Source organism: Sphaerimonospora thailandensis, from assembly GCF_016863115.1.
In the GTDB taxonomy this organism is placed as follows: Bacteria; Actinomycetota; Actinomycetes; order Streptosporangiales; family Streptosporangiaceae; genus Sphaerimonospora; species Sphaerimonospora cavernae.
Genome location: NZ_BOOG01000035.1, coordinates 1 through 16,816, shown reverse-complemented (window position 1 = coordinate 16,816; position 16,816 = coordinate 1). Strand labels below are relative to the sequence as shown.

Sequence of the window (16,816 nt, the reverse complement as noted above, 5' to 3'; positions counted from 1 at the left end):
GTTAGAGTCACGGCATGAGCATCCTCGAGATCCCTGTGAACACACTGGACGGCGAGGTCGTCGCGCGGTTCCGCCCGCGTGTCGAGCCGGAGGCTCCGGAGATCGTCGAGGCGGTCGAGAAGGTCATCGCGACCTAGGTCCGCAGCTGGCCCGTACGACCAGTTCGGTGGGCAGGGCGACCGTGCGGGGGCGGCGCCCCTGCCGCAGCGCGAGTTCGGCCGCGCGGTAGCCGAGGTCCTGCGCCGGCCGGGCGACCACGGTCAGCGGGGGGGAGCACAGCTCCGCCCACGGCACGTCGTCGAACATGATCAGCGACACGTCCTTCGGTATCCGCACGTCGAGCTCGCGCGCGGCCAGCACGGCCGCCTCGCCGAGCACGTTTCCCCCGGCCAGGAGCGCGGTGACGTCGGGCCGGTTCTGCAGCAGCCCGGCGACCGCCGCGTACGCCGAGTCTCGGCTGGCTCGCGCGTGCACGACGAGTCCCCGATCGGCCGGGACGCCGAGCGAGGTCAGGGCGTCGGTGAAGGCGGCCACTCGCCGCGACTGCCCGTGCCGCGCCAGAAACGCGATCTTCCTGTGGCCCAGGCCGATGAGGTACTCCATCGCCGTCAGCACGCCCGCCGCGTCGTCGGCGACCACGCTGGGCACGTCGGCCCGGACCCGGCGGTCGGCGAAGACGACGTTCAGCCCGGCCCGCAGTGCCGGCGCCCAGGTTTCCCCGGCCGTCTCCCCGTCGCGGGAGGGGACGGCGATCACCCGGTCCATGCTCTGCTCGATCAGCGCGCCGATCAGTTCGGCCTCCCGCTCGGGGTCGTCGCCGGTGACGCCCACCGTTACCGGCTCGCCGTACGAACGGGCGCATGAGAGCACGCCGTCGGTGAGCTTGGCGTAGAAGGCATCGGTGATGTCCGGGATCAGCAGGCCGATGCCGCCGGTCCGCTGCCGGCGCAGATTGCGTCCGAGCGCGCTGGGGTGGTAGTCGAGCCGCGCGGCGGCGGCCAGCACACGCTCCCGCGTCTGCGCGCTCGCCGAGCCGCCCGACAGGACGCGAGACACCGTCGCCACCCCGACACCCGCCGCCTCCGCCACGTCCTTGATCGTCGTACGGCGCTGCATTGGACCGTTCATGGAAACGATTCCATCATAGTTTCATGGCCGAATCAATCGAAATATTGACACTGGACGGGGTTTCACGGGACAGTTGTGAAAACGTATCCACATCTTCTGTATTCAGGGGGCCGGTATGGCATCGATCGTTCTGAACAAGGTCGACAAGATCTACGCGGGCGGGGTGAAGGCCGTGAACGGCCTCGACCTCGAGATCAGGGACGGCGAGTTCATGGTGCTGGTCGGCCCCTCCGGGTGTGGCAAGTCCACCGCGCTGCGTATGATCGCCGGGCTGGAGGACATCAGCGGCGGTGAGATCCTGATCGGTGACCGGGTGGTCAACCACCTGCCGCCGAAGGACCGGGACATCGCGATGGTCTTCCAGAACTACGCGCTCTACCCGCACATGACGGTCGAGGAGAACCTCGCCTTCGGTCTCAAGCTGCGCAAGATGTCCAAGCCGGAGATCCAGAAGCGGGTCGGCGAGGCCGCCCGGATGCTCGGTCTGGAGCAGTACCTCAAGCGCAAGCCGGCCGCGCTGTCCGGTGGTCAGCGCCAGCGCGTCGCCATGGGCCGCGCCATCGTCCGCGAGCCGCAGGCCTTCCTCATGGACGAGCCGCTGTCCAACCTGGACGCCAAGCTCCGTGTCTCCATGCGCGCCTCGCTCAACCAACTGCACGAGAACCTCGGTGTCACCACGGTCTACGTCACCCACGACCAGGTCGAGGCCATGACGCTCGGCGACCGCGTCTGCGTGCTGCGCGACGGCGTGCTGCAGCAGGTCGACACCCCGCAGAACCTGTTCGACAACCCGGTCAACCTGTTCGTCGCCGGCTTCATGGGCTCCCCGGCAATGAACGTCACCTACGCCGATCTGATCCGCGACAACGGCGGCGCGGCGGTCGTCTTCGCCGGCTACCGGCTGCCCGTCCCCGACTCGACGTTCGCGGAGAAGCCGGGCCTCGACCGCTACCTCGGCAAGAAGATCATCCTCGGCATCCGTCCGTCGGACTTCGAGGACTCCCGTGCGGCCCACGGCAGCATCGGCGGCTGGGTGCGCGTCCCGGTCCGCGCCAACGTCACCGAGGAGCTGGGCTCCGAGATCAACGTGCTGTTCACGATCGACGCTCCGCCGGTCGAGCACAAGGACGCGATGGCCGCTCAGCACGATGGCGACGAGGAGGAGACCTCGCTGCCGCTGGGCGGCAACAAGTCCCTGTGGACCGCGCGTGTCAACGCCCGCAGCCACGTCCGCCCCGGCCAGGAGGTCGAGTTGGTCGTCGACACGCACAACCTGCACTTCTTCGACGTCGACTCCGGCCTGTCCATCGGCCACGAGGCCAACATCAGTCGTTGATCGCAGTTCCCGGCCCCTTCCAAAGGGGCCGGGCCGATCAGATCGCGTCGAGGGGCAGCAGCGGCGTCAGCCAGGGGAACACGACGTACCAGAGCAGCGCCGCCACGGCGCCGATCAGCAGCAGGGACACGACGACCCGTGCCGCGGTGCCGCCGGGCAGCCGTCGCCAGATCAATCCGTACATGTCCATCCCCTTATGACCGCTCCTCGCGGGTGGCGAGCACTCCGTACACGATCAGGCGTTGCTGTGCCGAATACTTCGGGTGGCAGGTGGTCATCGTGATCATCGCCTTCGACGGTCGCAGCGCGGGGTGTCCGGGCACGGGGTCGACGACGGCCAGATCGGTCGGGTCCACGATCTCCTTGTGGTCGACCCGGTAGGTATAGCGCGCGTCCGCCACGTCCACCACGATGTCGTCGCCGCGTCGTAGCTCGTCGATCCGGTTGAACGGTGCCGCATATGTGGTCCTATGTCCGGATATCACGAAATTTCCTATCTGGCCGGGCATTGCCGTACCGGGGTAATGGCCGGGCCCCTTGCGCAGCTCATCCGCTCCCACGCCCTCGACTACGGCGTACTTGTAATCGGCGCCGAGCCGTGGGATGCGGAGCAGCGCGAGGGCGTGGCCGAGCCTGATCCTGCCCAGGGCGTGGCCGCTCTTCTTCCCGGTGGTCTCGTGGCTGAACATATGGTCGAGCTGCCGCTGCAGCGTGTGCTGCTGCCCCTCGGTGTATGAGTCGGTGCCCCAGAGCAGGTACGCATAGAACAGCAGCAGCACCAGTCCCATGGAGATGCCGAGCTCGCCGATGGCGCGCAGAGCCCTCATGGTGAAGTCAGGTCGGTGAGCACAGGTCGAGTATCGCCTCGTTCGACAGGAGGCGGCGGCCGTTCGCCGGAGATCGGGGAATTCTTTGGCACCGCCGAGGTCGGCTGCATTCCTTGAGAGAGCCGAGACGGACGAAACGCGGGCCGAACGTCAACGAACCGGGAACGGTGGCCGATGATTCGGTAAGCAATAGGTAGATGAGGGAACGGGTCCCGGCCCCGCCGAATATAACTGTTGGCTGGCGAATACGGCACCTGATCGGGGCGAATGCCGTACAGACCTGAACAACAGTTAATGGGAGTCCAGGTGACACGGAAGCATGCGGGACCAATTCTTCTGGCGCTGACGGCCGCGGGCGGCCTCGCGCTGGGCACCAGCGCGGTCGCGGTCGCGGCGCCCTGCCCGCCGCCCAAGGCCACAGCGCGGGAGAACGCGAGTCTCACCCCGCCGGTCCTCGCCGCATCGCTGGCGATCTTCATTCCTCGGCACGGGCCGGCCGTCTGCGGTCCGAGCCACATCGAACGCGTCTGGCCGGTAAGTCCCGGCTGCCGAGGCAACCGGCTGAAGCGGGCCGACCACGTCTGCCTCGACAAGCCCCGATGCGGGGAGGCAGACGAGGGCGGCCACGCCCACCACTGCCGGAACGACGCCGGCGATCGGGCCGCGTGTAACCAGCGGGCCACCCCGTGCGGTGACAGGAGGGCCACCGCGACCAGCGGGGTCAGCGAGGAGGCTCCTGCCGGCCCGGCAGACGAGGCCGGGCAGGTAGGCCCGGGCGATGCGAACACCCGAGCGCCCGCGGACGACGGCGTGGGCGAGGACGAGGAGGTCCCTGAGTACGGCTGGGCGCGCGAGGACGAGGAGGTCCCTGAGTACGGCGGGGCGCGCGAGGAAGACGGGGCGTCGCTCCGGGGCGGCTGCGGGCAACCGGTCCCCGTCCCTTGCCCGAGGAGGCCGGGCAGGGGAACGGCACCGGAAGATCCCGCTGTGGCGTTGTCCGTCGTCGTGCCAGGGGTGGGCACCGGTGACAGGAACGGCCCCGGACGGCCCGGACGGCCCGGGCAGCCCGAACGGTCCGGACGACCCGGACAGACGGGAAAGGGGAACGCACCCGGGGGGCCGGCCCAGCCGGGGGGACGGCCGGACCCCAGGGACGCCTCCGGGCCGGTGGTGAACCCGCCGGGGGAGACGGCCACCCCGCAGGGGGGCTTCACGCCTGCCGGGAAGACGCCGCGGGACATCGCACCGCCGCACATCCCCGTGCTGCGGGACGGCGTGCCGTCCGGCCACATCCCCGGAGGGTTGCCGTTCACGGGCGCACCGGCGGGGATCGCCCTGGCGGGGGCAGGCCTGCTCGCCGCGGGCGCCGGCGCCGCCCTGGTCTCCGTACGGCGCCGCCGTTCGGCCGGTGCGAAGTAGGTCAGGTCCCACATATCGCCGAACCCCCGGTCTAAGGTCGGCCGGAAGCCGGGGCGGGTGCGGCCGGGTGCGGTTCGTCAATGAACCGGGAACGGTCACCGATCTCTCGGTAAGCATCGTGTGGCGGGGCGGGACGCTCATTCACCGGACACATATAACTGTCGAGTGGCGAACAAGTCGCCAGCATTTCGGGCGAACTGCGCTATGACCTGAACGACGGTTATCGGGGGTCCAAGTGGCGAGAAATAATACGATACCCATTCTGCTGGCGGTGACGGCCGCGGGCGGACTTACCCTGGCGACGGGAGGGGTGGCGGCGGCCGCGACCGGTCTGTCGCCGTCCAGTGTCGTGGTTCGGGGGGATACGAATCCTTATCCGCCCCTCCCCGCCGCGCCTATCGCGGCATTCGTGCCCCCGGCCCAGCAAGTCGTCACGCCGGCTACCCAACTCCAGTCCGAACCTGTGCAGGTCGAGCAGGCGCAGACCAACCCGGTCCTGGTCGACGAGGTGGTGCCGGCCAACCAGGCGGCCCCGGCCGTCCAGGGCAACCCGGGCAACGTGGGCTATCCCGGCTATGGGGGATATCCGGGCTGGTACCCCCAGGGCGGCTTTGGGCAATATATGCCCAACATGTGGCCGGGGAACGGCATGGGCCCAGGAACGGGCGAAAACGGGACGCCAAACGGGACGACGCATCAGGTTACGCCCATCGTCGGGCCCGCGGCGCAGAACCAGGCCGCTCCCGTGGGACCCGCCGTTCAGCCGGGCATGGAGAACGCCCCGGGGGCGGCCGCCGGACCAGCCGCCGGACCAGCCGCCGGACCATGGGACGAAACCGCCCCGGGAGTAGCCGCCGGACCATGGGAGGAGACCGCTCCCGAGGCGGCCGAGCCGGAGGAGTCTGACGATTCCGACGAGTCGGAGGAGGAAGAGGCAGCTGATGAGGCCGCTTCCGGGGAGGCGGCTCCTGAAGAGGCCGTCGGTCCGGAGGCGATGCCGATGGGCGTCATGCCCCCGCAGAACGTCGGTCCGGGAGGTGCCATGGCATCGAGCGGTGCGGGCCAGTTGCCGTTCACCGGTGCACCGGCCGGGATCGCCGCGGCCGGGCTCGGCCTGCTCGCCGCCGCCATCGGTTGCATGCTGATCTCCGTACGGCGCCGCCGGTCTTCCGGTGCTCGGTAGGAGAAGTCGTCGGGCCGTCGTCATCGGCCTGCCGTCGCTGGCCCTCGGCCTCGTGCTGGCCGGGGGCTGGTCGGCGCACCTCGTGTTGAGCGTGCGAGACCATCTGGAGGCGACCAGGGCCGATCTGCTCCGGCTCCGTTCGGCCGACCCGCGAACCGCGGTGACGACCGCGGCCGGAACGCTCGCGGACGCCCGGCGACACGCGGCCGAGGCGCGCAGGCTCACCGACCGCCCCGAATGGCGGCTGTTCACCCACGCTCCGGTCGTGGGGGACGGCGCCACGACCACCCGCGGGCTGGCCGAAGCCGTCGCGCAGGTCACCGACATGCTGGCCGACATCGAACGCGCCGGCGCGCCGCTCATCGAGGTGGGGGCGGGACCCGCATCTGTCGGTGATCTGCGGCCGGTCCTGGCCGGCCTCGACGCGGCGGCGCCGGTCCTCGACCGTGCCGTCACACGACTGGCCGCGGTGCGGTCGCTGGTGGCGGGGACGCCGGCGCGGACCGGAGTGGCGGCCCTGGACCAGGCACGCGACACGATGCTGCGTGAGGTGGATCGGCTGCGCGGCTGGGTGCGTACGGGCGCGGACGCCGCCTCGCTGATCCCCCCGATGCTCGGGCGCGACGGCCCGCGCCGATACTTCCTGGCATTCCAGACCAACGCCGAGGCGCGCGGCACCGGGGGCCTGGTCGGCGCGTTCGGCATCCTGACGGCCGATCACGGCAGGCTCGGCATCGAGCGGCTCTCGGCCAACAACGGACTCGCTCTCAGTTCCACCTCTGTCACCGACTTCGGGCCGGACTTCCGCTCACGCTACGGCCGGGGCGCGACCGCCATGCTCTCCGTCTCCAACCTGTCGCCGCATTTCCCGTACGCCGCGGCCACCTGGACCGGACTGTGGCAGCGGAAGACCGGCCGGTCCCTGGACGGCGCCATCGCCACCGACCCGGTCGGCCTCTCCTATCTGCTGGGGCTGATCGGGCCGGTCAGGCTGCCCGGGGGCGAGAGGGTGACGGCCGGCAACGTCGTCGATCTCACCGAGCGCACGACGTACAGCCGATATCCGGATCCGGCGGAGCGCAAGAGGTTCCTCATCAAGGTCGCCGCCGCGGTCAGCGAGGCGCTGGTCAGATCGGACGCCTTCGCTGAACCGACCCGGTTGCTGCCGGTCCTGTCGCGGATGGTGGACGAGCGGAGGATCCAGATCTGGAGTCGCAGGGACGCCGAGGAGCGGCGTCTCGCGGCCACCCCGCTCGGCGGTGTGCTGCCGGAGCGGCCGGGGCCGTTCGCCGGATTGGTGATCAACAACTCGGGCGGCACTAAGCTGGACTACTACCTCAAGCGCTCTCTGACCTACACGCAGGGGCCCTGCCGCGGTGACGGGCTGCGCGCCAGCACGGTACGGATCCGGCTCGCCAACGATGTGCCGCGGGGAAGTCTGCCCACCTACGTCACCGATCGGCTCGACTCCCCGGGACGTTCGCACCCGCCCGGCTCCAACCGGCTGTGGGTGTCGCTCTACGCGGGAATCGGCGCCAGGGCGACCGCGGCCCGCCTCGACGGCCGGCCCGTCGGTTTCTACGCGGAGACGGAGCGGTCGCATCCCGTCTACTCGGCCGTGCTGGAGTTCGCTCCCCGTCAGGCGAGGACGCTCGAGTTCGACCTGATCGAGCCCTACTCGGCGGCGCCGCCGGTCGTTCCGGTGCAACCGCTCGTCCGGCCTCAGCAGACCGTGATCCGGCAGGAAGGCCAGAACTGCGCCCCTTGACCGTAAAGAACGGCGTGCCGCGGGCGGCGGCACGCCGAGGACGGCCTACGGTCGCGCCCATGAACGGCGGCTTTCACATCCTGTTCGTGTGCACCGGCAACATCTGCCGGTCGGCGCTGGCGGAGCGGCTGACCCGGTCGATGCTCGGGCCGGGCTCCCCGCTCACCGTGAGCAGCGCGGGGACCCGGGCCGTGCCGGGACGCCCGATGGCCGAGCGGGCGCGGCGGGAGCTGGCCCGGCTCGGCGGGGAGGCGGAGGGCTTCGTCTCGTGCCCGCTCACCGCCGAGCTGGTGGTCACCGCTGACCTCGTGCTCGCCGCCTCGTCCGAGCACCGTGCCGAGGCGGTGGCGCTGCATCCCCTCGCGGCGGCGCGCGCATTCACGATCGCCGAGTTCGGCGCGCTGGCTCGGGCCGTACCCGCTGAGAACATCGCGCGCCATCGCGAGCCGGAACGGCGGGCTCACACTCTGGTCACGGAGGCGAGAGCGCTACGCGGGCTGGTCCGGGTGGACCATCCCGACATCGCCGACCCCTACGGCGGCTCCCGCAGGGATTTCCGGGACGCGGCGCGACGGATCGCCGAGTCGCTCGCCGCGCCGCTCCGGCTGCTCAAACACCCGCCGGCGTCCTGAACACCTCCGACGTCTCCCGCTCCGGCTCCGGGTCGTAGCCGTATCCGTAGTAGCCGTCCTGTTTGACCGGCGTGAAATTCAGTACGGCACCGACGAGCCGGGCGTTGACCGACGACAGGAGTTCGACGGCTCGCGTCACCTGCTCGCGTCGCGTCTTGCCGTACCGCACGACCAACAGCGCGCCGTCGCATACCGCGCCGAGTGCCGCCGCGTCGGTGACGGGCAGCAGCGGCGGCGCGTCGAGGATCACCATGTCATAGTCCTGGGTGAGCCGAGCGAGCACCGCACGCATCCCCTTCGACCCGAGCAGTTCGCTGGGGTTCGGTGGGACCTGGCCGCTCGGCAGTACCGACAGGCCCGGCCGGCCCCACGCCTGGACGGCCTCATGGAGGTGTGCTTTCTCGATGAGGACGTCGGTGAGGCCTACGGCGCCCTCGATGCCCAGGTAGTCGGCGATGCGAGAGCGGCGGAGATCGGCGTCGACCAGGATCACGCGCCAGCCCGCCTGCGCCAGAGTGATCGCCAGGTTGGTGGAGGTGGAGGACTTACCCTCGTTCGGCAGGCAGCTGGTCACGACGAGGGACTTGGGCTGGCTGTCGACTCCGATGAACTGCAGGTTCGTCCGCAGGGACCGGAAGGACTCCGATCGCGACGATCGGCCGTCGCCGCGGAGGATCAACGGGTGACGCCGCGCGTCCCGCTCGTACCCGATCACCCCGAGGACCGGGATCTTGGCAACCTGCCGCAGCTCGTCCGAGGTCTTGACGGAGGTGTCCAGACGATCGCGCAGCGTGAGCGCGCCGATGCCGACGAACAGTGCGAGCAGCACGCCGAGCGCCACGTTGACCGACGGCTTGGGAGAGACCGGTGCGCGTGGGATCTCCGCCCGATCGACCACGGTGACCCGGACCGTCGGACGGCTTCCGGGGGAGGGCCGCTCGATCTGGTCGATCAGCTTGGTGAACGCCGCCCCCAGGGCGTTGGCCCGCTGGGCCGCCCGCGCCGGGTCGGTGTCGGTGACGGTGGCGCGCAGCAGAGCGGTGTCGGGGATGACTTCAGCGGTGATGTTCGCCTGGAGCTCGGGAACGTCCCGGCCGGCCGCGATCTGGCCGATGACCCGGCGACTGGTCAGCAGGGTGGCGTAGGACCGCACCCGCTGCTGGGACAGTGCGCCGGCCTGGAGGGCGGCGGCCACGCCGCCCTCCTTTTCATCCCCCGAGACCAGCATGGAGATCGTCGCGGGGTACTTGGGCGGGGTGTTCACGGTCACGACGACCGCGACCCCCACTCCGATGAGCAGCGAGAGCAGGAGGAACAGCCAGTTTCTGCGTACGAGTCGTATGTAATAGAGCGCTTCCATGTTCCTTACCGCTTTCCTGTAGGAGTTTTCCGCGGCTGAACCGACGGATAGACGCGCACCCGCTGAGGCAGGCCGATAAGAATGCAGGCGGATCCCAGACCGATGAGCGAGGCGGTGAGCGACGAGATCCAGCGCAGCGTCATCACCAGGTGCAGCATGCCGGTCGTGGCGGCGAGGGCGGCGAGTGCGAGAGCCGCGAGACTCCTGCTGAGACCGAGCCGGCACAGGCGATGGGACAGGTGGTCGGTCCCGCCCTGCATGATCGGCAGTCCCGCCCTCCTCCGTGACAGCACCACGACTCCCGTGTCGACGGTCGCGACGAAGGTCGGCAGGAGCAGGCCGGCGATCGCGGTGCCGGTGTCCCGACCGGTGATCAGCAGGGCGGCCGAACAGGCGAGGACGAATCCGATGAACAGCGAGCCCGCGTCCCCCATGAAGATCTTCGCCGGGACCCAGTTGTACGGCAGGAATCCCAGGACGGACAGCGGCAGCGTCACCAGGATCAGCCCGGCCACAGGTCGGGCGGACACGAAGGCGGCCGCCGCGAGGATCGCGGCGCTGACAACGGTGACGGCGGCGAGAGCGCCATCCATGTTGTCCAGAAGGTTGAAGGAGTTGGTGATGACGACGATCCACAGCACCGTGATCGGGACGTCCAGCCACGTGCCGGTCACCGTGGCCCGGACCCCGGTCAGCACCACGCCCACGGCGGCCAGCGTTTCGACGGTCAGCCGGGTGAGCGGGCGGAGCGACCGCAGATCGTCGATCAGACCGAGCAGGGCCAGGACCAGGGCCCCGACGATGATCCCGGCGACTCGCTCATCGGGCAGGCCGACAAGCGCGACCGGGGGAACGATGGTGCCGAGTGCGATGGCCACGCCACCCAGGTACGGAGTGGGCCGCTCGTGTGATTTGTGGCCCCCGGGGCGATCTGTGAACTCCCAGCGCAGAGCGACCCGGCGGAGCATATGGGTTGCCGCGGCGGCGAGGAGAAACCCGCTGACCGCCGCGGTGAGGAGAGCCGAGCCGTTCATCGCCGGGAGGCCGCCAGTTCCGCACGGGCCTCGGCGATGGTCTCCACCAGGATGTCATCGAGTGTGCGGCGTGGCGCCCACCCGGTGAGCTCGCGAAGCTTCGTGGTGTCGGGGACTCTGCGCTCCATGTCCTCGAAGCCCGCGCCGTAGGCCTCGGCATACGGAATGAGGTCGACCCCGGAGATGCTTCCGGCCAGCTCGACGATCAGTTTGGCGAGCTCCAGGATGCTCACCTCGTCGCCGCGGCCGACGTTGAAGGTCTGGCCGACCGCGCCGTCATGGTCGAGCAGCCGGACCAGGGCGTCCACGACGTCGAGCACGTGGGCGAAGCAGCGGGTCTGGGTGCCGTCACCGAAAACCGTGAGCGGAAGACCGATGATCGCCTGCCTGACGAGCCGCGGAATGACCATGCCGTAGGCCGGGCTCTGGCGAGGTCCGACGGTGTTGAACAACCTGACGATGATCGCGGGCAGGCCGCGCTCCCGGTGGTAGGCGTTGGCCAGGATCTCGTCGACGGCCTTGGCCGTGCTGTACGCCCACCGGACGACGCCGGGGCTGCCCAGAACGCGGTCGGACGTCTCGGTGAGCGGCCCGCCGGAATTCTTCCCGTAGATCTCGCTCGTGCTCGCGACGAGGATCTTGCGGCGATAGCGGTGGGCCGCCTCGATCACGATCTCCGAGCCGCGGATGTTCGTCGTGAAGGAGCGCAGCGGCTGCTCCACGATCAGCTTCACCCCGACGGCGGCGGCGAGGTGGACGACGGCGTCGCACTGGTGGACGAGCTCGTCGACCACCAGCTCGTCCAGCACCGATCCCTGGACGAAACGCAGGTTGGGGTGTGGGGCGAGGTTGGCTCGCCGGCCCGTCGACAGATTGTCGAGAACCACGACTGAGTCGCCGCGTGTGAGCAGCGCGTCGCTCAGATGGGAGCCGACGAAGCCGCTCCCCCCGGTAATCAGGTATGTGCGCCTTGGTGAGTTGGTCACCGAATTCTCCCGTGACATGGTGCGCTGAGGTTGAATGACGGCTCGGGAAACGGATGTGTCGGGAGGGGACGCGATCAGGCAGGAGTGCCCGTGTTCTTCTCGAACCACTCCACGGTCCGGGAGAGGCCCTCATCCAGCGGCACCGGACGCACGCCGGGGAACAGCTTGGCAAGCAGCCGAGGCGACGCCTGCGACGCGCCTATGTCGCCCGGGCGCGGCGGCAGGAACGCGGCCTCCACAGGACGGCCGAACACCGCGGCTAGGGCGTCCTTCAGGGACAGCAGCGAGACCCGCGTCCCGTAGGCGAGGTTCACCGAGGTGCCGCTCGTGACCTGGCGGACCACCGCGTCGGTGAGCACCTCGGCCACCGTCCCGATGTAGGTGAAGTCACGCGACTGGGTGCCGTCGCCGTGGATCGGCACCGGTTCGCCGCTGAGCGCGGCGGACACGAACGCCGGGATGACCGCCGCGTACGCGTGTCCGGCCGGCTGCATGGGGCCGTACACGTTGAAGAAGCGGAACGGGAGCACACGCAGGCCGAAGCTCTCCGCGTACGCCAGGGCGTACGCCTCGGCGGCGACCTTGCTCGCGGCGTACGGGCTGAGCGGACGGGTGGGCAGGTCCTCGTGCTTGTACGGCTCGGCACAGTTGCCGTAGACGGAGGACGAGGAGGCGAGGATCACGTGCGGCCCGGTCGCCCGGCACGCCTCCATGACGTGGAGCGTGCCCGTCGCGTTGACCGTGTGCGACGCCAGCGGGTCCGCCAGCGACCTCGGCACCGAGGGCCGCGCGGCGAGATGCACGACCGTCGTCGCCGCCGAGACGAGGTCCGCGAGCAGCTCCCGGTCCAGGATGCTCCCGGTTACCAGCTCCACGCCGATGTCGTCGATGTTGCGTCGTTCCCCGGTGCTGAGGTCGTCGAGCACCGTGACGGCCTCGATCTCGGGCCGGGTGATGAGCGCGCGGCAGAGGTTCGCGCCGATGAAACCGGCGCCCCCCGTCACAAGGATCCTCATATGTTGCTGCTCTCAAGAGTAGGACGGTGCCGGGAGGCGCCGCGAAGTGATCGGTAAAGGTGTTCGGTGTCCGAGACGAGGCGTTCGACGCCGAACGCGCGCATCGTCCAGTCACGGGCCGCCTCGCCCATCCGGCGTGACAGGCCGGCGTCCGAGAGCAGCCGCACGACGTGCTCCGCGAGCTCGGCGGCGTCGGGAGCGGCGAGCAGGCCGGTGTGTCCGTCGCGCACGACCTCGGCGACGCTGCCGACCCGGGTGGAGACGACGGGCGTTGCGGCCATGCCCGCCTCCACGAGCGTCAACGGCGTGCCCTCGTTGTCCGCGGTCAGCAGCACCACGTCGGCGGCGGCATAGACCGTTTCGACGTCCCTTCTCCACCCGAGCAGGTCGAAGGAGCCCCGGACAGGCTCGAGGCCGCGCTCCAGCTCCTGCCTCAGCTCGCCGTCACCGCAGACGATGAACCGGCAGGAGGGCACTCGATGGAGCACCGCGCGGGCCACGTCGAGGAAGCGGTCGGGCCGCTTGATCCGGGTGAGCCGTCCGACGTAGGCGACGACCGGCGCGTCGCGGGGGAGTCCCAGATCGGCGCGGGCCGCATCTCTACCGGGCACCGGGCCGAGCCGTACGCCGGGCGGGATGACGACGTACTGCTCGGGCCGGCCGATGCCGGCGGCCAGCAGTTCGTCGCGGACCTGCGCGCCGACGGTCACCAGCCGGTCCGACATCGACGCGAGCACCCGTTCCACGCTTATGTAAAGGCGCAGTTTGGCGGGGGAGAAGTATCCGTGCAGCAGGTGGCCGTGGAACACGTGGATCCGCGCCGCCCCCACTCCCGACAGGCGGGCCGCCGTACGGCCGAGCGCTCCGGCCTTGGCCGTACGGGTGTGCACGATGTGCGGCCGGAACCTCCGCATGGCGCCGACCAGTCGGAAAAGGGCCCGAACGTCGTCCGCCGGGCTGACCGACCTGCCGAGGCCTGCCACCCGATGCACCCGGACCGACGCGTCGCGCAGGCGCAGATGGTCGCCTTCGCCGTCGTCGACGTGGCCGGTGTAGAGCCGGTGGTCGAACTCCTCGGAGTTCATGCCCTCCGACAGCCCCAAAACCTGCATGGCGGGGCCGCCGACGTTCATCCGGGCGATGATTTCCATGACCCGAATCCGGCTGTCCGGCTTCATAGGGCTCCTCGCTGATAGGCATGACTCACGCCGGAGAAGCTAACTCGCCGGAGGATTTCCGCATTGGTGCGCTCACCGTCACGGAGAAGAGTTTCCAGATTCGCTACCCGTAGCTGATCGAGCGGATGCCGGCTTGGGCGAGTAGAACAAAGCAGCTGGTCACGACGGTGTGACCCGCTGTTGGCCCGAGTGTGGACGAGCGGTCCGAGTTCGCTGGAAAGGAGATGCCAAGGGGAGCGTGTTCCGCTTGCCTGTGCCTCTCATGATGATTTCCTTTTACATATCCTCCGGCACGCTCGCCGAGCCGACGCACGGTGACCACCAGGCACTTCAAACCCGTGGTTCCGAATGGCGCAGACAAAGAATCGGTAGGTGGAACGCATGGACCGTCATTCCAATTTCGGCTGCGATCGCGCTGATGTGGTGGCACTGGCCGGGCCCGCCATGAGCGGTGTCAGGGTGTGCGAGGTCGTGAAGACCCTCGACACCGGAGGGGCCGAAGTGCTGCTCGTCGAGCGACTTCTGGCGGCCCGGAGACGGATCGTGAACAGCGCGGTGGACTATACGGTGATCTGTCTGCGGGCGTCGACCGGTGAGCTCATCGAGCGGTTGCGCGCGGCCGGGGTCACGGTCATCGACCTCAGCTCGTGCCCGCGGGCGCTGGTCTACGCGAGGCTTGTCGCCACGGTCCGCCGGATGGCGCCTCATGTGCTGAATGTGCATTCTCCGGCGCCCGCCATCGCGCTCCGCCCGTTCGTCCGCCTCACCAGGCGCCGGCCCGTTCTCGTTTCGACGGTTCACGGCGTGCGATGGCCGAAGACGATGTATCTCGACCGGCTCACTCGGGGGCTGGACGACCGCACCGTAGCCGTGTCACCGACTGTGGCGCGGTCTCGCGCCGTCATCGGTTCCCGCCGCGTGCTGACCCGGGTACACGGCGTCGACGTGGGGGAGCAGCGGCGGTGGGCCGCCCGGGCGGCCGACGTGCGGCGTGAGTTCGACGTGCCCGAGACCGCCTTCCTGTGCGTCACCGTCGCCAACTTCCGGCCCGAGAAGAATCACCGCATGCTCCTTCAGGCGGCCGCCGAGGTGATACGGACCCGTCCGGACGCCGTCTTCCTGCTCGCGGGTGACGGACCGCTGCGGGACGAGACCGCTCGCGAGGTGAAGCGGCGGCGCCTCGGCGGGCAGGTGCGCGTCCTAGGGCCGGTGCCCGGAGCGAGGAGGCTGGTCGCGGCGGCCGACCTCCTCGTTCTCAGCTCCCACCACGAGGGGCTGCCCGTCGTGGTCATGGAGGCGCTCGCGGCGGGGGTGCCCGTCGTCTCCACCAGGGTCGGGGGGCTGCCCGATCTGATCACCTCGGGGCGGAACGGGATTCTCACCGACCCCGGCTCGCCCGGCGCCCTCGCCGGCGCCGTGATTCAGGCGATGGACCCGCGGACCCATCGTGAGCTGCGGGCCGGCGCCGCCCAGAGCGATCCCGACAGCCTTGACATGGCCACGACCGCGGAATGGTTCGAAGAGCTCTACGAGGACCTGGTACGGGCGTGAAGCCCGGGTGTGAGGGCGTCGGCGTACGAGGGCATCGAGATCTCGGTTCCCCTCGTACGCATCAGCCGCTCGTACCACTCCTCGATGCGCCCGGCCACGAGGGGCCAGTCGAGATCGGACGCCGCGCGGACACCGCGCGCGACCATCCGTCGCCGCGCCGCGTCGTCGCCGAGCAGCGCGCGCAGGTGCCTGGCCAGATCCGCGACCGATCCCGAGCGGAACACACGGTAGGCGGCCCCGTCGATGACCGCGGGTTCGAGTGACGCCTCGGAGGAGACGACGACCGCGGCGCCGAGCGCCAGCGCCTCGAGCGGTGCGGTGGGGATCCCCTCGCCGATGGTGGGCAGCAGATGGGAGGAATGAACGAAGACCTCGGCCCGGCTGACCAGGCGGTAGACCTCGTCCGGCGGGATCTGCCCGGTGAAGCGGACGGCCGGGCCGGCCAGGCGTTCGAGCCGGGCCCGTTCCGGGCCGCTCCCGGCGATGACCAGGCGCGCGTGCGGATGCGCGGCCTGGATCTCGTGGAACGCCGCGATGGTCAGCGGATGGTTCTTCACCGGCAGCAGCGACCCCACACTGACGATCAGCCCGCGCTCGACCTGTTCGCTGTCCCGGATCGCGGTGAGACGGGAGAGGTCCACGCCGGCCGGCAGCGAGCGGATGAGCCGGTCGGGGACCCCGGCCGCGAGCAGGTTCGCTGCGGGTCTCGTACCCGACACGATGAACCCGGCGACATCGCGGAAGGCCCACGGCATGACCCGCCGGTGGCGGGTGTTCAGCGCGCCGTGGACATGGACCACGAGCGGGATTCCCAGCCGCCGCGCGGCCGGACCGAGGTGAAGCGTCTCGCGGTGATCGCCGTGCGCGTGGATGATGTCGATGCCGCGGACCCGGCGGAGGGCCTTCGCACACTCCATGGCGAACGCGATCTCATCGGACTTCAGCGACACGGCCCGGCTCATGGCGGTGCGGGTGAGCGGCAGGAGCTCCGTCCCGTGTGGCGCGTTGCCCCGCCGATGCGCGAGGACGACCCCGTGCCCGCGGCGGAGTTGCTCATGGACGAGGCGCTCGATGTAACGTTCCTTGCCGCCCGGCTCCGGCGGCAGGCGATGTCCGATGTGCAGAATTCTCATGTCGACCCCCTGGAACGCATGTCAGATGTCGCCATGGGAGCAAGCCTGGCTATCCGATCGGCCCGGACGGGCTCGGGCGCATCCGCCCGATCGTTTTCTTGCCGGGCTTTTGATCGGTGCCGGGACGCGACGAGCCGGGGGCCTCCTTCCGGCGACTTTCCGGAGATATTCTCATGGTGTTCCCGACGGGTCTCCGCTGCGCGGAAAACGGCGCCATACGGCGCCATACGGCGCCATACGGCGCCATACGATGCCGGCCGCGGGT

General features: G+C 69.9%; 16 protein-coding genes. 7 read left to right on the top strand and 9 right to left on the bottom strand.

Translation table 11 applies throughout. The features are described from left to right. Nucleotides 1–14: 14 nt before the first annotated feature. On the top strand, nucleotides 15–137 hold the full coding sequence (locus tag Mth01_RS30155) for a hypothetical protein (RefSeq protein ID WP_275408978.1): 123 nt from the start codon (nucleotides 15–17) through the stop codon (nucleotides 135–137). Here Mth01_RS30155 and Mth01_RS18435 read toward each other — a convergent pair. Further along, nucleotides 124–1,128, bottom strand: a complete 1,005-nt coding sequence (locus Mth01_RS18435; protein ID WP_239089791.1) for a LacI family DNA-binding transcriptional regulator — start codon at nucleotides 1,126–1,128, stop codon at nucleotides 124–126. The genes Mth01_RS30155 and Mth01_RS18435 overlap by 14 nt on opposite strands. Nucleotides 1,129–1,243: 115 nt before the next feature. On the opposite strand from Mth01_RS18435, the gene Mth01_RS18430 reads away from it, so the two are divergent. Continuing rightward, a complete protein-coding gene (locus tag Mth01_RS18430) occupies nucleotides 1,244–2,464 on the top strand; it encodes an ABC transporter ATP-binding protein (protein ID WP_204017127.1) in 1,221 nt (406 codons plus the stop codon). Between the two features lie 37 nt (nucleotides 2,465–2,501). Here Mth01_RS18430 and Mth01_RS18425 read toward each other — a convergent pair whose 3' ends face one another. Next, entirely contained in the window at nucleotides 2,502–2,648 is a 147-nt protein-coding gene (locus tag Mth01_RS18425; protein WP_204017126.1) for a hypothetical protein, read from the bottom strand. Nucleotides 2,649–2,658: 10 nt separating this feature from the next. Continuing rightward, nucleotides 2,659–3,291 (bottom strand): class E sortase, encoded by a 633-nt coding sequence (locus Mth01_RS18420; RefSeq protein WP_204017125.1) that lies wholly within the window; start codon nucleotides 3,289–3,291, stop codon nucleotides 2,659–2,661. Nucleotides 3,292–3,597: 306 nt separating this feature from the next. Here Mth01_RS18420 and Mth01_RS18415 point away from each other — a divergent pair, with 306 nt between their 5' ends. The 4 genes from Mth01_RS18415 (at nucleotide 3,598) to Mth01_RS18400 (ending at nucleotide 8,293) form a co-directional block, all read left to right on the top strand. Beyond that, nucleotides 3,598–4,710, top strand: coding sequence for a hypothetical protein (locus Mth01_RS18415; RefSeq protein WP_204017124.1), 1,113 nt, complete (start codon nucleotides 3,598–3,600; stop codon nucleotides 4,708–4,710). A 409-nt stretch (nucleotides 4,711–5,119) separates the two neighbouring features. Next, on the top strand, nucleotides 5,120–5,893 hold the full coding sequence (locus Mth01_RS18410; RefSeq protein ID WP_204017123.1) for a hypothetical protein: 774 nt from the start codon (nucleotides 5,120–5,122) through the stop codon (nucleotides 5,891–5,893). Then, complete coding sequence (locus Mth01_RS18405; RefSeq protein ID WP_204017122.1) at nucleotides 5,883–7,661, top strand: DUF4012 domain-containing protein; 1,779 nt, start codon at nucleotides 5,883–5,885, stop codon at nucleotides 7,659–7,661. Before Mth01_RS18410 ends, Mth01_RS18405 begins: the two co-directional genes overlap by 11 nt. A gap of 59 nt (nucleotides 7,662–7,720) precedes the next feature. Continuing rightward, entirely contained in the window at nucleotides 7,721–8,293 is a 573-nt protein-coding gene (locus tag Mth01_RS18400) for an arsenate reductase/protein-tyrosine-phosphatase family protein (RefSeq protein ID WP_204017121.1), read from the top strand. On the opposite strand, the gene Mth01_RS18395 is transcribed toward Mth01_RS18400, so the two are convergent. The 5 genes from Mth01_RS18395 to Mth01_RS18375 all read right to left on the bottom strand — a co-directional run bounded on the left by Mth01_RS18395 (nucleotide 8,271) and on the right by Mth01_RS18375 (nucleotide 13,867). Beyond that, nucleotides 8,271–9,653, bottom strand: a complete 1,383-nt coding sequence (locus Mth01_RS18395) for a polysaccharide biosynthesis tyrosine autokinase (protein WP_204017120.1) — start codon at nucleotides 9,651–9,653, stop codon at nucleotides 8,271–8,273. The two genes, Mth01_RS18400 and Mth01_RS18395, sit on opposite strands and share 23 nt — an antisense overlap. Before the next feature lie 5 nt (nucleotides 9,654–9,658). Next, nucleotides 9,659–10,687, bottom strand: coding sequence for a glycosyltransferase family 4 protein (locus tag Mth01_RS18390; protein WP_204017119.1), 1,029 nt, complete (start codon nucleotides 10,685–10,687; stop codon nucleotides 9,659–9,661). Next, complete coding sequence (locus tag Mth01_RS18385) at nucleotides 10,684–11,673, bottom strand: NAD-dependent epimerase/dehydratase family protein (protein ID WP_239089790.1); 990 nt, start codon at nucleotides 11,671–11,673, stop codon at nucleotides 10,684–10,686. Before Mth01_RS18385 ends, Mth01_RS18390 begins: the two co-directional genes overlap by 4 nt. Before the next feature lie 74 nt (nucleotides 11,674–11,747). Then, nucleotides 11,748–12,689: an NAD-dependent epimerase/dehydratase family protein gene (locus Mth01_RS18380; protein ID WP_204017117.1), complete on the bottom strand. Its 942-nt coding sequence runs from the start codon at nucleotides 12,687–12,689 to the stop codon at nucleotides 11,748–11,750. After that, nucleotides 12,686–13,867 carry a glycosyltransferase gene (locus tag Mth01_RS18375; protein WP_204017116.1) on the bottom strand — a complete coding sequence of 394 codons (1,182 nt, stop codon included), beginning with the start codon at nucleotides 13,865–13,867 and terminating at the stop codon, nucleotides 12,686–12,688. The genes Mth01_RS18380 and Mth01_RS18375 overlap by 4 nt, the downstream gene beginning before the upstream one ends. A 381-nt stretch (nucleotides 13,868–14,248) precedes the next feature. Here Mth01_RS18375 and Mth01_RS18370 point away from each other — a divergent pair, with 381 nt between their 5' ends. Further along, nucleotides 14,249–15,418 (top strand): glycosyltransferase, encoded by a 1,170-nt coding sequence (locus Mth01_RS18370; RefSeq protein ID WP_204017115.1) that lies wholly within the window; start codon nucleotides 14,249–14,251, stop codon nucleotides 15,416–15,418. Here Mth01_RS18370 and Mth01_RS18365 read toward each other — a convergent pair. Beyond that, nucleotides 15,394–16,551, bottom strand: coding sequence for a glycosyltransferase family 4 protein (locus tag Mth01_RS18365; protein WP_204017114.1), 1,158 nt, complete (start codon nucleotides 16,549–16,551; stop codon nucleotides 15,394–15,396). The two genes, Mth01_RS18370 and Mth01_RS18365, sit on opposite strands and share 25 nt — an antisense overlap. Nucleotides 16,552–16,816 lie beyond the last annotated feature (265 nt).

What these genes read in the sequence shown, in the direction of transcription:
- Mth01_RS30155 (WP_275408978.1), top strand. Translation starts at nt 15, where the DNA reads ATGAGCATCCTCGAGATCCCTGTGAACACACTGGACGGCGAGGTCGTC.
- Mth01_RS18435 (WP_239089791.1), bottom strand. Translation starts at nt 1,128, where the DNA reads ATGAACGGTCCAATGCAGCGCCGTACGACGATCAAGGACGTGGCGGAG.
- Mth01_RS18430 (WP_204017127.1), top strand. Translation starts at nt 1,244, where the DNA reads ATGGCATCGATCGTTCTGAACAAGGTCGACAAGATCTACGCGGGCGGG.
- Mth01_RS18425 (WP_204017126.1), bottom strand. Translation starts at nt 2,648, where the DNA reads ATGTACGGATTGATCTGGCGACGGCTGCCCGGCGGCACCGCGGCACGG.
- Mth01_RS18420 (WP_204017125.1), bottom strand. Translation starts at nt 3,291, where the DNA reads ATGAGGGCTCTGCGCGCCATCGGCGAGCTCGGCATCTCCATGGGACTG.
- Mth01_RS18400 (WP_204017121.1), top strand. Translation starts at nt 7,721, where the DNA reads ATGAACGGCGGCTTTCACATCCTGTTCGTGTGCACCGGCAACATCTGC.
- Mth01_RS18395 (WP_204017120.1), bottom strand. Translation starts at nt 9,653, where the DNA reads ATGGAAGCGCTCTATTACATACGACTCGTACGCAGAAACTGGCTGTTC.
- Mth01_RS18390 (WP_204017119.1), bottom strand. Translation starts at nt 10,687, where the DNA reads ATGAACGGCTCGGCTCTCCTCACCGCGGCGGTCAGCGGGTTTCTCCTC.
- Mth01_RS18380 (WP_204017117.1), bottom strand. Translation starts at nt 12,689, where the DNA reads ATGAGGATCCTTGTGACGGGGGGCGCCGGTTTCATCGGCGCGAACCTC.
- Mth01_RS18375 (WP_204017116.1), bottom strand. Translation starts at nt 13,867, where the DNA reads ATGAAGCCGGACAGCCGGATTCGGGTCATGGAAATCATCGCCCGGATG.
- Mth01_RS18370 (WP_204017115.1), top strand. Translation starts at nt 14,249, where the DNA reads ATGGACCGTCATTCCAATTTCGGCTGCGATCGCGCTGATGTGGTGGCA.
- Mth01_RS18365 (WP_204017114.1), bottom strand. Translation starts at nt 16,551, where the DNA reads ATGAGAATTCTGCACATCGGACATCGCCTGCCGCCGGAGCCGGGCGGC.